The organism is Herpetosiphon giganteus, assembly GCF_016907925.1.
Taxonomy (GTDB): domain Bacteria; phylum Chloroflexota; class Chloroflexia; order Chloroflexales; family Herpetosiphonaceae; genus Herpetosiphon; species Herpetosiphon giganteus.
Genome location: NZ_JAFBCZ010000029.1, coordinates 20,134 through 35,868 on the forward strand (window position 1 = coordinate 20,134; position 15,735 = coordinate 35,868).

General features: G+C 54.7%; 5 protein-coding genes. 3 read left to right on the forward strand and 2 right to left on the reverse strand.

Annotated features, from left to right (window positions below; genetic code table 11):
* The first annotated feature begins 27 nt into the window (after positions 1–27).
* Complete coding sequence (locus tag JOD20_RS20975) at positions 28–516, forward strand: DUF1579 domain-containing protein (protein WP_204757152.1); 489 nt, start codon at positions 28–30, stop codon at positions 514–516.
* A 96-nt stretch (positions 517–612) separates the two neighbouring features.
* Entirely contained in the window at positions 613–1,188 is a 576-nt protein-coding gene (locus JOD20_RS20980; RefSeq protein ID WP_204757153.1) for a dihydrofolate reductase family protein, read from the forward strand.
* A 64-nt stretch (positions 1,189–1,252) separates the two neighbouring features.
* Here the strand turns inward: JOD20_RS20980 and JOD20_RS20985 are convergent, their stop codons facing one another.
* Entirely contained in the window at positions 1,253–13,501 is a 12,249-nt protein-coding gene (locus tag JOD20_RS20985; protein ID WP_204757154.1) for a non-ribosomal peptide synthetase/type I polyketide synthase, read from the reverse strand.
* Between the two features lie 163 nt (positions 13,502–13,664).
* Positions 13,665–14,087 (reverse strand): hypothetical protein, encoded by a 423-nt coding sequence (locus tag JOD20_RS20990; protein ID WP_204757155.1) that lies wholly within the window; start codon positions 14,085–14,087, stop codon positions 13,665–13,667.
* A gap of 193 nt (positions 14,088–14,280) precedes the next feature.
* Between JOD20_RS20990 and JOD20_RS20995 the strand changes: the two genes are divergently transcribed.
* Complete coding sequence (locus JOD20_RS20995) at positions 14,281–15,573, forward strand: NAD(P)/FAD-dependent oxidoreductase (RefSeq protein ID WP_204757156.1); 1,293 nt, start codon at positions 14,281–14,283, stop codon at positions 15,571–15,573.
* Positions 15,574–15,735 lie beyond the last annotated feature (162 nt).

The following is a 15,735-nucleotide window of genomic DNA, read 5'->3' on the forward strand; positions in this document are numbered from 1 at the left end:
TGGCAACCTCGGGTAAGGAGCATAACGATGACTGATCAACGTACACAGGCGATCGAACAGATTTTGCAAAGCGTGGTTGGGCAGTGGCAGGGAATAGCCCGCACATGGTTTGGGCCAGAAACGTTGGCCGACGAATCGCCAATTCGTGGCAGTTTGCGCCGAATTGGCACCAGTCGCTTTGTCATTCACGAATATGAAAGTGCGTTTGAGGCCACGCCACTCCATGGCGCAGCGATCTATGGCTATAATCAATTGACCGCTAGCTTTGAGGGGGCTTGGGTTGATAGCTTTCATATGCCGACCAATATTATGCTCAGCACTGGCAATCCCGCTGATTCTACGCTGAATGTGCTTGGTAGCTATGCGGTTGAAGGCAACAGCGATTGGGGTTGGCGCACCGAAATTGTTGCTGATGGCCCAGATCGGTTGTTGATTACGGCCTACAATCGCCAACCTGACGAGCCTGAAGCCAAAGCTGTTGAGATCATTTATACTCGCGTTAACGAGACTGCTTAGCACGTTTACCCAAACCCTGCGCCCAATCAACCACAGCTTCAGCCTGCGCCATGCTATACTCAAGCATCAGAAGCCTAGTTGCTAAGGAGGTTGTGTGTGCGTAAATTAGTCTATTTTGTGGCGTGTACCGCCGATGGTTTTATTGCTGACGAAGCTGGTGGCTTTGATTTCTTTCCGCTGACTGGCGGCCATATGGATTACATTCGCCAAGAATACCCTGAAACCATGCCAACCCATGTGCTGAGCATGCTGGGGATTCCAGCTGAGCAAAAGCGCTTTGATACGGTGCTGATGGGGCGGCATACCTATGCGGTTGGCTTGAACGAAGGCGTGACTAGCCCCTATGCGCATCTACGTCAGTATGTTATTTCCTCGTCGCTTGGCAAGCTGGATAGTCCCGATGTGACGCTGGTTGCCCAAGATCCGCTGGGCTTGGTTCAGAGCCTGAAACAAGAGGATGGCCGTGATATTTGGCTGTGTGGTGGTGGCTCGTTGGCCAGTGCCTTAATCAGCGAAATTGATGAGCTGGTGCTCAAAGTAAATCCCGTCATGATTGGCCAAGGCATTCGCCTATTTGCTGGCTTGGGCCAACCAGTTCAGCTCGAATTGCTTGAACATCAAGCGTTTGAGGGCGGGGTTGCTGTCCATCGCTATGGGCTGAAGCAGGCATAAGCAAGGTTGGGCATGGAGTTTTTCCATGCCCAATTGTTCTTTTTAATCTGGTTGATGTTTTTAGTTACTGCTGGTCGTTGTTTTGAGCCATTTCATGCTCCGCGAGCAGCTGCGGGTTGGGCAAAAAGCCTTGTAAATGCAAGGGTGCTGGGCCAAAACCAGCCCTAATCACTGCGTCGCGATAGCTCAGCGCTGCTTCAACCTCAACCAATCCCCTCGTCAAAGGTAGCGTTGGATCTGCTGCCCATAACAGGGCTTCGAGCTGACAACTCGCGGCAGCATCGGGCACAATCTCGGCCAGAATTCGCTCGCGCACGGTTTGGTCGCCAAGTGGCAGATCGATTGTGCGCTGGCTTGGCCCGCAGGCCAACTGTCCACCGCCAACAATCAGCACATCGCCACGCGTTTGCATGCGCGCAATCGCGCGCTTGGGGTCAAGGCATGGCGGAAACGAATCATCGACCAGAATCGTGCCTGCGTGCAAGCGCTCAACCTCGATAATGCCCGCCGTGCTGGTGGCCGCAACAATGATTTGGGCTTGATACACGGCCTCGGGCACATCGCTCGCGGCTGTAACAATCTCGATCGAGCCTGTATAGCCGGTTGTTTGCCGAATTTGCGCCGCCAAATCGACCAGCCGCTGCTGATTGGCTGCGGTATCGCAGAGCACCAACGAGCGTGGATGCGGCAAGCTGCGCAAGATAACCTGCAAGACTGATTGGCCAATTGAACCAAGCCCAAGCATTGCCAAATCGCTGTCTGCGAGCTGTCGCCTGCTGGTCTTGAGCGCAGCTTCGAGGGTTTGGCTCACTGCAACCACGGTTGTCGCATGGCCGGTGGTTAATGCTGGCCGTGCTTGTTGGTCGCTCTCTAGTGTTCGCAACACCCCAAAGCCATAGCCCGTCAATGCTGGCAACATCCCAGCCAGCGAGACGCAGCGCGCGCCCCGCGCTTGAGCGAGCAGCATGCTAGCGGCAATCGCACTTTCGAGATCGGCGGCATGCTCTGGCCGTAGCTCCTCTGCAAACCAAGGCAAACACAGCATGGCCGAAGTGCCAATTGGGGTCTGAAGCAGTTCAACCCAACGCGGCTGCCCATCGGCAAATAGCAACTTGCGCAGTTGTTCGCGAATTGTTGACGCAGGGCCTTTGAGGCCGAGGAGCGCGGCGATGCTGCTGCTGGGCGGCAAATAGCCAATTAATGCTGCATCTAAGGGAGCAGTTTGCACGTCGTGCTGGCGATTAGCAAATTGAATCATGCTGCTGGCACTGTGGCTTGGTTGGGTAATTAGCAGCTGAATATCGGCGAGCATGCCAGCTAACACATGCTGGAGCATTGCAGCATCTAGCTTACTTGGGGCTGCTTGCAGGCTCAGCCGCAACTCGCCATTGGCAGCGCGGGCGGCAAACAGCAACTCGGTTGCGCCGAGCGGCGGTTGAATTTCGGTTTGCGAGTTGGCCCAATCGAGCGTGAGGGTTTCACTGCTGAGGGTTCCTAGCGCATCAAAATCGAGAAAGGTGAAGAAGAATTGTGCTCCCGTCGCAGTTATGGCTGCGTTGCCGTTATTAGGGCCAATCAGGCGCGCGATCTCGCTTGGGGCCAGCGCATGCTGATAGGCGTTGCGAAAGGCCTGCGCGACTGGGATTAATAAAGCCTGTGCCGACTTAGCAGCCTGATGGCTGAAACGAATTGGCAGCGCGGTCGCAAAACAGCCAAATATTCGCTCAATATCGGGCAGGGCTTGGTCGCGGCCAGCATGGGCAGTGCCGATCACAAGGTCATCAACGCCAGTTAATTGGCGCAGTTGATGAATAAACACGCTCAACAGCACCAGATAGGGCGTTAGGCCCACTGCTGCTGCAACGTGGCGGAGTTGGCCGAGAATTGTTGCTGGCAGCACATGGCTCTCAAGCAACGGCGCATTTGTTTGCGCTGGATTGCGTGCTTGTAGCAGTGGGCGCTGATAGGCTTGGCGAAATATGGCGCGCCAATAGCTTGCCGCCGAAGCATTGTTTGATTGTTGAATAAGATTGACATAATCTTGAAAGGTTGAGCGTAACCCTGGCAGCTTTGGGGTTTTGCCAGCCACAAGTGCATCATACAGCTGAAGCAATTCTTGGCCAAAAACCCATGCGCTCCAACCATCGCCAATAATATGATGGGCTGCGATCAGCCAGATATGGCGCGTTGGCGCGAGTTGCAGCACCCGCATTCGCAGCAGCGGCAATTGCTCAAGTTCAAAGCGTTCTGCCTGTTCTGCATGCCAATAATGCTCGATCAGCTGCGTTGCATTCGCCCCAGCCGCCAACGCTGGCAGCAAGTCGTTGAAGCTGATTTGGATTGGTTCAGCGTAGACCTCGACTTGTTGGCGCGGCGGGCGTTGCGCGACCAACATTCGCGTTCGCAACATGGGGTGGCGCTGTACGAGCATGTTCAAGGCTTTCTGAAGCAGGCTTCGATCGAGCGGGCCATTGATTGCTAGCCGCGCGCACCACGTCGTTGGTGTCGCAGGATCGAGCGTTTCGGTCAGCAGAAAGCCAATTTGGGCTGGGGTCAGCGCAAAACTTCCATGTTCAGTTTGAGCCAAATGATGAATTTGCTCGGGCTGCTGATTGCTATTTGCTGCATCTAAAGCTTGGGCAAAGCTGGCGAGCGTGCTGTGTTGATACAAGGTAGCCGCTCGTGGCAGCACTGGCACGCGGCCTTCCAAGCGGGTCAACACTTGCAGTAGCAGCAGCGAATCGCCGCCCAATTCAAAGAAATCAGCATCGCGATTGACGCTTGGCAGTTTCAGCACCGTTTGCCAAATTTCGGCAACCAGCAGCTCGCTTGGTGTTTGCGGCAGCGCGCCATGCTCGACGCTGCTTGGCGCAGGAATTGGTAATTGGCGCAGTTGACCACGATCGATCTTGCCTGAACTGGTAGTTGGTAGGGTCGCTAATTCAACAAAACGCTGCGGAATCATCTGCGGCGGCAAGCGCTTTGCCAACCAGCGCCGCAATTCAACCTCGCTTGGCAAGCTTGCCTTGGTCTTCACATAGGCGATGAGGGTCGGTTGCTCAGCGTCAGTTGTGAGACAAACGGCGGCCTTGGCAATCGCGGGGTGCTCATGCAGCGCCGCTTCAATTTCGGCTGGCTCAATGCGATAGCCACGCAGCTTGATTTGCTCATCGGCGCGACCGATAAACACCAAATTGCCATCCGCAAGCTCGCGCACCAAATCGCCAGTGCGATACAAGCGCGCGCCTGAACCCAATGGATCGGGCACAAATTGGCGTGCTGTGAGATCGGGCCGCCCAAGGTAGCCCGTCGCCAGCCCAATTCCACCGATATACAACTCGCCAGTGGTCAACGCTGGGCAGAGATTGCCCTGCTGATCGAGCACCCGCGTGATAGCTCCGCTGATCGCTTTGCCAATCGGAATCTGGGTGCTCGCCGCGCTAGGCCGTTGTTCGACCAGATAGGCGGTTGCGTTGATCGTGGCCTCGGTTGGCCCATAATGATTCACAATTTGCTGGTGCTGACCGTACATATCTATCCAGCGGCGCACATAGCTGGCGGGTAGCGCTTCGCCACCAATGCCAATTAAGCGTAGCTCGGCCAAGGCTGGGGGCGCTTGACCCTCGGCGATTCTGCGCTCAATTGTCGTCATGACGCTTTCCCACAGCGCTGGCACCGAACGCCAGATCGTTGGGCGTTCCCGCTCAAGCGCTTCGAGTAAACCAATTGGATCACGCACAACCAGCGGCGCAAGCATAATGACGCTGCCGCCAGCAGTGAGCGGGCCAAGCATTTGGCTAATTGCAGCATCAAAACTTAAGGCAGCGGTCTGGAGTAGGCGATCGTTGGGGCCATAGCCAAAGCGTTCTACCAGCCAAGCAAGATAATTGGCAAGTGAGCGCTGGCTAATTGGTACGCCTTTTGGCGCTCCCGTTGAGCCAGAAGTAAACATAACATACGCTAGATCGTCTGGTTTGGGGCTGGCGATCTCGGGCGTTAACGTTGGCTCCAACGGCGCTTGCAACAGCTGATCAAGATCAAGCAACGTAAGCTGGTTTGCTGCGCTGGCTTGCAGTTGGTGGGCTAGCTCGGCAGTTTGCTGGTGGTAGAGCAACAACTGTACGGATACCTGATTAAGCTGGGTTTCAAGTTGACGTAATGGGTAACTCGTATTCAAGCCCAGCCATGGCACGCCCGCCCAGAGTGCGCCCACAATCCCAACAACACTAGCGATTGTTGGCTGGGTAAGCAAGCCGACAGGCTGATTTGGCCGCGCACCATGCGCCACCAACCAGCGTGCAACGTGACTCGCGCTAGTTGCTAGTTGAGCATAGGTCAGGGTTGCGCCATCGGCCTTGACCGCGATTCGCTCCGGCTGGCGTATGCATTGGGCAAGAATGCGGGCTGGAGTCAGCAAGCTTGGCTTAATCTGCGGCAGCGATTCTGGCTCAACAGGCTGGAATGCTTGCTGGATTGTGGTTGGTTGCCCAAGCGCCGCCAGTTCCTGTTGATAGCTATCTGCAAGCTGTTCGATGGTTTGGGTTTGAAATGCTGCCGTTGCATACATCCACGTGGTTTGCAGCTGGCCATTGACTTCGGAAATAAGCAACGAGAGTTTGGTTGTTGCGGTGGCCGTACTGGCCGTCAGCACTTCGATGGCAATTGGGCAATCGGTGGGCAAACTCGCAGGAAAACGGGCCAGACTGAACGACGCTGCACCCGGCGCACGCGGCCCTGTTTGCTCGCGAACTCCCGCCATTCGCGCTAAATCGAGCGCCGCAACCGTAGCATGCTGTTGAATTTGTGTCCATTGCTCGCGAATGACGATCGCGAGATCGGTGATCTGCTGGTTGGCTGTAAGCTCCAAGGGCAAGGGCAGATGGTCGGCGCAACAGCCAACGATCTGCTCGATTCCCGTTAAGCGAATGCCCCGCCCATGCTCGGCCACGTTGATCGCGATGGCATTGGTTTGGCTCCAAGCGGCCAATTGACGGGCATAAATTGCCAACAATAGGTGAAAGAGCGAAACATCGATGCTGGCTGCATGTTGGCGCAGTTGCCTGCTCGTTGTTGCAGCCAATTGGCGATAGACGCTGCCGATTGGATGTGCGCTTGCTTGCTCCGCAGGGGCATCATTTGGCAGCGACCAGGCGAGGGCGGCGCTATGCTGGCGCAACAGGGTTTGCCACCAAGCACGATCAATGTTTGCTTGCGGGCTGGCGGCTATTTGCAAGGTTTGAATGACGTATTGTTCAAAGCTCGTGGTTAGTGCAGGCAACGCAATTGGCTGCTTTTGAAGCAGCTTGGTATAGACCTGCCAAAGCTCATCAAGCACAATGCTGGTGCTCCAGCCATCAGCAATACTGTGGTGCAGCAGCAGATACAAATGCCAATGCTTGGCTCCATCGCTGCATAACACAACCCGAAACAGCGGCGGGTTAAGCAGATCAAATTGATAATGCGCCAAGCGTTGTTCGAATGCAGCTCGATTAGTTGGAGCCTCGCGTTGCTCAAACCACAGGCTAGGTGGCAGTAGATTTGGATCGATGAGCCGTTGGCGTGGTTCAGTTTGGGCCTGATCAACCGGCTCGAATTTGGCCCGCAGCATAGGATGCCGCGCCACCAAATAGCTGAACGCAGCCTGCAAAACCGTAGGATCGAGCAAGCCCGCAATCTGCTGGCGAATCAGGGTAAAAGCTGGGCTTTCTGGATACAACTGATGGCCAACATAAAAGGCAATTTGGGCTGGGGCAAGCGGAAATGTTGGTTCATTGCTGATTTGCGGAATGGTCTGCGGAACAGTATCAACAATTTGAGTTGCAGGTCGCTCAGCGTTGAGCAGGGTACTCAAATGCACCGAAAGCTCGCGAATTGTCTGAAACTCAAAGAATAGCGTTAATGGCAAAACCGTGCCGGTGACTTGTTCAAGCTGCTTAACCAAATCGACAGCTTGCAGCGAATCAAGGCCCAGCGCCAGAAACGAAGCATCAACCGCAATCTGCTCGGCTGGCAATTTGAGGGCTTTGGCAACCAAGGCCTGAATTTGCTGGCTAAGCTCGCTTGAATTCAGGGTTGCCACCGATGATTGTTGGCGCTGTGGTTGGCTGGTTGCTTGGGGCTGAGGGTTGGTTTCAGCAGGAGCCACAATCACAATCTGGCTCTGATCTGCATACAGCACTTGCTCGAAGGCATGCAGCGCTTGGCTGGGTTTCAGCGGTGGCAAGCCTCGTTGGCGCAGATGCTCGACCAACATTGGGGTTGCCGCCAAGCCGATTCCATCCCATGCGCCCCAATTCAACGCGGTCATGGCCCGACCTACTTGGCGCTCGCTGGCGGCAAAAGCATCGAGAAAGGCGTTGGCCGCCACATAATCGGGAATGCCACCGCCAAGGCCCGGCACAACCGCCGCGATCGACGAGCAATTCAGAAAGAAGGCTGGTTTTTGCTGATGACGCTCAAGCGCCCGCGCCAAGAGCCATGTGCCCTTAACTTTTGGCTCAAGTACCGCCGCAAATTGTTCAGCGCTTTTGGTATGTAGCGAAGCAACATCGGCAATGCCTGCTGCTTGGATTACGCCAAAAATTCCGGTTTCGGTTGCTGCTAGCTCAGCGATAAGCTGCTCGACCTCGTGGAAATTGCAAATATCAACTTGGCGATAGTGCGCGCTTGCCCCCACGGCTTCAAGCTCCGCAAGTAAGGTTTTGCGTTTTTGATCAAGCGCCGAGCGGCCAAGCAGGATTAATCGTGGTTGGTTGTTGCTGGCCAAATGGCGCGCCAACTGTGCGCCAACGCCGCCTGCACCACCAACAATCACAATGACGCGGCCTGGCGTTTCGGCTGGTTTGCTGCTCGTTGTGATCACTGGCAAGGCTGTTAATTCACGGGTTAAGCGCTGGCCGCCACGCCACGCCAGCACGCCGTTGCTTGGTTGTGCTTGTAATTCATGGGCAAGCGCCTGGAGTTGCGCCGCGGCCTCAGCATTCAGCGCCAGATCAAGCGCCACGCATGGAATCCCAAGGTGCTGATCGGGCAAGGTCGCCGCCAAACCTGCAATTAATGCTTGTTCTGGGGCAAGTTGCTCTTGCTGCTCAATTGGGTAGGCTCCGGCAGTAACAACCCACAAACCAGCTGGCTGAGTTGCTTTGGGCTGGTCTAGCAGCAATTTGCTGAGTGCTAAGAGGTCTAACACGCCAGCAATCGAGGGCCGATCGGATGTTGCTGCCCAATCAGCCAACACAATCAGTCCATAGCGTTGCGGGTTGAATGTTGCCAGCTGCGTTGCCAGCGATTCGCTGCTGACGAGCACGCAGGTTTGATTGTTGGCGTTGAGCGTTGCTGCAAGCTGCTTGGCCAGCCCATGATCTGGATTGGCGACGAGAATCCAGTTCTCAATTGGCTGTTCAGCTGTGGCTGGGAGTGGAGCTGGTTGCCAAACCAGCTGTTGCAATAAGGCTGACGCAAACGCTGGTTGCGAGGCTTCAGCGTTGCGCAAATCGCTTAGGTCGAGCAATATCTGGCCATCGGCGGCCTTGAGTTGCAAGCGATAGCCGTTTGCGGTCGCTTGCAAGCTGACTGTGCTGATCTGCTGGCCGTGCAAATGGGTTGCTTGGTCGGCAGCTGGGCGTAGTTCAAGCGCTTGCTCTTTGAGCAGCAGCCGTTGGGCAGTTGGCAACCAATGGCGCTCCCGCGCAAAGGGATAATTTGGCAAGCGCACGCGGTGGCCAATTCCGTTCGCCAGTGCTGGCAAATTGAAATCAACGCCATGGACCCACAAGCGCCCGATTGCGTTGCGAATTGTGGCGTAATCATCCTCGCCACGGTGCAGCAGAGCCTCAACACTCCAGTCAGGCTCGTGGTTTGCCAGCATTTGGCGTGCAAAAGCTGCCAAGGTGCTGCCTGGCCCGATTTCAATAAAGCTATCGAAGCCTTCAGCAATCAGCCGTTCGAGCGCAGGCGCAAAACGCACAGGCTCAACCACTTGGGCGGCCCAGTAATCAGCGTCGAGTTTCGCAGGGCCGCGCATCCATTCTACGCTGACGGTGCTCAACAATGGAATTGCTGGATTAGCTGGCTCAAGCGCACGCGCGGCCTCGGCGATGGCTTGGACAGCGGGTTGCGTCAAGGATGAGTGATAGGCCATGCTCTGATTAACGATGATTGCATGAACACCATCACGCTCTAGCTGCTCTAGGGTGCGTTTGACTGCGCTGCTCGTGCCTGAGATAACCACTTGATTTGGGGTATTGTAGGCAGCGATGCTTAGTGGCGCTATTTGTTGGGCCACCAGCGCCGCAACCAACGCTTCAGGTGCAAACACTGCTGCCATCATACCTGGCTCTGCCAAGCTTGCCATGAGTTGCCCGCGTGCTCGTGCTAGACCCAAAACTGCCTCAAAACTGAGCACGCCTGCAATGCATGCTGCTGCCAGCTCGCCAACACTATGGCCTACAACTGCATCGGGCTTGAGTCCCCAACTCAGCACCAGCCGTGCTAACGCAACTTCAAAAGCAACCAGCAGCGGTTGGGTAACTTCAGTATCAGCTAACTCTGCATTTTTCACTTCAGCCGCAAAACACCATTCAAGAAGGGTTCGACCTTTGATTAGGCCAAGTTGGGCGGAGGCTGCATCGAATGTAGCCTTAAACACTGCTTCTCGCTGGTAAAGCAGCGCCCCTTGTTGCGGATATTGCGCGCCTTGGCCTGCAAACATCAGCACTACTTTGCGCCGTTTGGTGACGAGCGGCCCAACTAGCAAGCGTGGTTCAGCAACGCCAGCGGCATAATTCTCTAAGCTTGTGGCCACCGCTGCCAGATCAGCGCTGATGATGGCTGCCCGCTGAGCAAACACTTCGCGCTCTGCAAGACTGAAATACAAGTCTGCCAAACATAATGATTGATCAACTTGAATACGTTCAGCCAACCCAGCAGCAAGTTGGCACAATGCTTGTTCGTTGCACGCCGAAATGGGAATGAGCTGTAGCGTAGCCTCGCTGCTTTCAGCGACTGGCGCTGGCGGCGGCTCCTCAAGAATGATATGCGCATTCGTGCCGCCAAAGCCAAAACTATTGACTCCAGCGCGTAGTGGTTGCGGCCCCTGCCATACTTGAAGTGTCGTGTTAATCGCCATGCCAGCAGGCTCCAGTTCTAAGCGATGATTGGGCGTTGTATAGTGCAGGCTTGGCGGAATTTGGCGCTGCTGTAGCATCAAAATCACTTTGATCAGCGCAGGAATACCTGCGGCGTTGAGCAAATGGCCCAGATTGGTTTTGACTGAGCCAATGAAGCGTGGCGCTGCGTTACTCGCAGGCGGAAAGATTTGAGCCAATGAGCGCGCCTCAGTTGGGTCGCCAATTGCTGTGCCTGTGCCATGAGCCTCGATATACGAAACACTCGCCGGATCGATTTGGGCCTCGGCGTAGGCTTGGCGCAGGGCTTCTGCTTGGAGCAACGGATTGGGAGCCATTGGGCTGAGCGAGCGGCCATCATTATTAATTGCCGAGCCGCGAATCAATGCCAGCACGCTATCGCCATAATGTTGGGCCTTGCTGAGCCGTTCAATAATCAAAATCCCAGCCCCTTCACCAACCACAATGCCATCGGCTGCATCATCGAAGGCCCGACAACGCCCGCTTGGTGAGAGTGCGCCAGCCCGCTCGAGCAGCTGAAATGGCGTTTCAGTCAGGTTGAGGTTTATCCCGCCAACAATCGCCAAATCGCAATCGCCGACCAAGAGGCTAGTGCGCGCCATGTGTAGCGCAACCAACGTCGATGAGCAGGCGGTATCGATCGCTAGCGCTGGGCCGTTCAAATCAAGACAGTGGGCGATCCGTCCGGCAATCAGGTTGCGCATATTGCCAGTTGCCGTCGATGGGTGTAATTGTTCGCTATTGGCGACGAGCGGCAGCAACAGCTCTTGATACGATGCCTCGCCAACGCCGATAAATACGCCAACCCGCCGCTGTTCCCGCCGCTGGGCGGCATAACCAGCACGCTCTAGGGCATGGTAGGCCAATTCCAACAGGATGCGCTGTTGCGGGTCCATCGCGGCAGCTTCAGCAGGGCTAAGCTTAAAAAAGCTGGCATCAAAATAGCTCACCGCATCGAGTTGGCTGCCCCAAGCTTGGCCTTGTGGCGCAGGGCTGGTGAGGCCATCGAGCCGTTGGCGAGGCAGTTGCCCGACGCTATCCACTCCAGCCACTAAATTGGCCCAAAATTCTTCAGGCGTTGCCGCATCAGGCAGTCGACAGGCCATGCCAATAATTGCAATTGGCTCAGGTGTGGTGCTAGGCTGGCGCTGGATTGGCTCCTGTGCTACATTTTGATTTGACATAATTGAAGTTTGTGCCTGCAACCACGCAGCGAGGCCAGCAGGGGTTGGCCGTTGACGCAGCGCTGCAACATCAGGCTCCACATTAAAGCGATCGCCAAGCGCCGCCAACAGATCCATTAATTGCAATGAGGTAGCGCCAAGATCAAAAACTGAATCGTGCAGCCCAATCTGACTGGGATCAATACCGATGATCTGACTGCATAGCGTGATGATTGTTTGTTCGATGCTGGCAGGAGCCATGCTGGATGCTGGCTGGTTGTGTTCGGCCAATGCCGTTTGGACGGCGGCAATCAGGCTGCTAAACTCGCCTGCTTCATAGCGTTGACGCAACTCTGTGCGCCTGATTTTGCCGCTGGTTGTGCGCGGAAACTGGCTGGCGCGCAGCGGCACAATCTCAATCGCAGTCGTGCCGGTGGTGCGGCGCATGGCACGAATCAGCTGATTAATCGCTGGCAGGGCTGATTGCCAAGCATTCAGCGCCAAAAAAACGATGACGCGCTCTTGGCGATTGCCAAGGCCGCCAACGCCACAGACGGCGATTCGTTTTGGATTCAGCCCTTTGATGCTGGTTGCAAGGGCTTCAAGGTCGGGGGCATGGTGCTTGTGACCATTAACAATCACAATTTCCTTGGCGCGCCCAGTGATGACCAAGCGTCCGTTGTGCAGAAAACCAAGGTCGCCAGTGCGCAGCCAACCAGCACAAAATGCTGCCGCTGGATCGTTGCTGCGATAATAACCGCGCATCAACTGCGGCCCTGCAACCTGAATATGGCCAACATGGCCAGCAGCAAGCGGCTGATCAGCAGCATCGACGATTCGCACATGGCAATCAGGAATTGGCACGCCAACATCAACTAGCTCTAAATAGCGTGTTTGATCGTTTGAATTGGGCTGTTCAGTGACGAAACTCGCCCGCTCTTCGTGAATCAGAATCTGGCGATCAATCAGGTGAGTCTGCATGCCAGTGCCAAGCGGCGATAGCGTAACCCCAACACTAGCTTCAGCCAAGCCATAAACTGGCAACAAAGCTTGTGCCGCAAAGCCTGTCGCAGCCACATGGCTGAGAAACGCGCGACAACGCTCGGCCACAATTGGCTCTGCGCCAACAATCAACAAGCGCACACAGCTCAAATCAAGCCCAGCCAATTGTTCTTGCTTAACTCGTCTCGTTACTAAATCTAAGGCAAACGGAGCTGCTGTCAATAATGTGGCTCGATGGCGATGGGTCAGTTCTAGCCAGCTGGCTGGGCGGCGAGCAAAATAAAATTCATCAATTTTGACCTGTTTAATTCCAGCTGCCAGTGGCAACAAGTGAGCGGCAATCAAGCCCATATCGTGATAATAGGGCATCCAACTGACGACGCAATCGTCGGCGTTGATTGCGCAGGCACTGCCCATTTGGCGCAAATTGGCCAGCAGCCCAGCGTGAGTTAGCTCGATGCCTCGTGGCTCGCCAGTGCTGCCCGATGAAAATTGCAGATAGGCGAGATCGCCTACTGCTGGTGATGTTGCCATCGCTGTGACGTTTGAGCGAAACAATTGAACTGTTGCAGTAGGCCATGGTCCAGCAAGCGCCTGCTGTTCGTGCTGCAACGGCGAAGATTGGGCTGCCAATGCCTCACCAACGGCGGCGCTAGCAAGTAACGCTGGTTGTTCAAGCGTCTGCCAGATTGCGCGAATTCGTTCTGGTTCGGCGGCCAGCGGGGCGGGAATCAATCCAGCGAGGATTGCACCCCAAAAGCCAGCCAGAAAATCGGCACTTGCTTCGAGCGCAATTAACAGCACTTGGCCTGCAACCAACCCATTGCGCCCTAGCTCCGCCGCGACTTCTTGTGCCGCTATATACAGCTCGCGATAGCTAATCGCCTGTTCGTGGTCAGCAGATGCCCGATGAATAATTACTTGGTTGGGTGTGGTTTCTGCGCTAGCTCGCAGCAGATCAGGCAGCGTCCGAATAGTGCGCGACAACAAATCAGCAACCATGCGGCATTCTCCAGTAGAGCCTTCCTCGAAAAGACGTTGATAACAGGATTGCCGTTCTCATGGAAATGACCAAGGTTCTGGACATGTATCAGCGTACAATGGGCGGCGCAGCGTTTTTTTTCGTTAAGAGGATACCACAAGCTCACCGATGAGTGGTGTCTCTTTAAGGCAGCGTAATTTTGCGAATTGGCCCAGGCCCGGCTTGGCGCGGCCCTACTGTCTCCCAATCGAGGAAATAATAGCTGCGACTATCCGCACTCCATGCATTGTAACAGCCCTCGGTATACGATTCGTTTGGCAGATCAATCACGACTGCTGCAGGCTCCCCGGTTATCGGATCGCGTTCCCAAAGCGGAATCGTGATCGCCTTGGTGGTGGTCAGATCGATAATCTGACTTTCATAGCCACGTTTATAGCCATCGTCATTGGGGTCATAGATATGGGCAATCACATAGCGATGGGATGGCGAAAGCGCGCAGACACCGACATGGACATTCGGAATGACAATTGGCGCAAGCCGATCACGCTCCGAAGCACAGCCACTAACTAACCCAAACAGCAGTATTCCAAGGTAATACCAGCGCATGTTTGCCCCTTTCTTCGGTTATCTCAGCGTAGTAGCCTAAGTATAGCGCTCCTTGGCGTAAAAAATGCCTTGTTCAAAGCACACGAGCCGATATTGCTCTCAAATTATGTGAAAAATCGTACAAATTACCTATTGTTATTTACTTCACAAAGGTGTAGAATCGACAACGTGCGGTAACAACAGGAGGCCCAAAATGCAAAAAGTGATTATTATTGGGGCTGGGTTTGCTGGCCTGCGGGCTGCCAAAACCTTAGCGGGCAAAAACCTCGATGTATTATTAATCGATCAACAAAATTATCATTGTTTTCAACCGCTGCTCTATCAAGTGGCAACTGCTGGCTTGGAGCCAGAGCAAATTGCCTACCCCGTGCGCGGCATTATGCACAATTGGCCGGGTGTGCGCTTTTTGATGGCTCGCGTCGAGCACATTGACCGCAGTGCCAAACAGGTGCAAACCACAATGGGCAGCTTTAGCTATGATTATTTAATTGTCGCTGCTGGCGGCCAAACCAACTATTTTGGCAATCGCGAGCTTGAGCAATATAGCTTTGGCCTAAAAACCTTAAATGATGCTGAGCAGTTGCGCAACCATTTATTAAGCACCTTCGAACGCGCTGCCTACGAAGCCGACCCCAAGGTGCGCCAAGCCTTACACACCTTTGTGGTGGTTGGTGGCGGCCCAACCGGAGTCGAATTGGCGGGCGCGATTCGCGAATTGGTTAAGCATGTTTTGGTGCGCGATTTCCCCCAACTCGAAAATCGTCAAGTCCAGGTGATTTTGCTCGAAGCCACCGATAAAGTGCTGGGCATGTTTCCAAAACGCTTGCAGCAAAAAACCTTGCGCCGCTTGGAGCAAATGGGTGTCGATGTGCGCTTAAATACAGCGGTCGAGGGCGCTAGTGCTGATCAGGTGCAACTTAAAGGTGGCGAGGTGATTCCTACCCACACCCTGATTTGGGCGGCTGGCGTGCAAGGCGTTACCTTGGCCCAAAGCCTTGAATTGGCCCTCATGCGCGGCAATCGCGTCCAAGTGCAGCCCGACTTGAGCCTCGCCGATGATCCAGCGGTCTATATTGTTGGCGATTTGGCCTATATCGAACAGGCAGGCAAACCCTTGCCCCAAGTTGCGCCGGTGGCGATTCAACAAGCGGTGACGGCGGCAAAAAACATTCTGCAATACAGCGAAGGTCGCACAACCAGCAACTTTGTCTATCGTGATCGTGGCTCGATGGCCACGATTGGGCGTAATGCAGCAGTGGCCTATATTTTTGGGCTTCAGTTTTGGGGCTTTCCTGCTTGGGTCGTCTGGCTGTTCATTCACCTGATGAGCTTGGTTGGCTTTCGCAATCGTGTGGTCGTCTTGATCAACTGGGCCTACAATTACTTCTTCTATGATCAAGCGATTCGTTTGATTACTGCCAATCGCAAGCCAGGCGATGTTGATTTGGCCCCAGCGCTTGAGCATATTCAAGCCACAACCAAATAATCGAGTGTATCAGCGCCAACTGATTGATGTTGGCGCTGGTTTTTTAAAATTTTCAACAGATATTCAGTAATCGAACAGCGTTCAGTGCAATAAATTAGCTAAATAGCGCAATTAAATGGCTTGAAGCTTGGTTTTGGCTGCCATTACAAGCAAAATGATGGC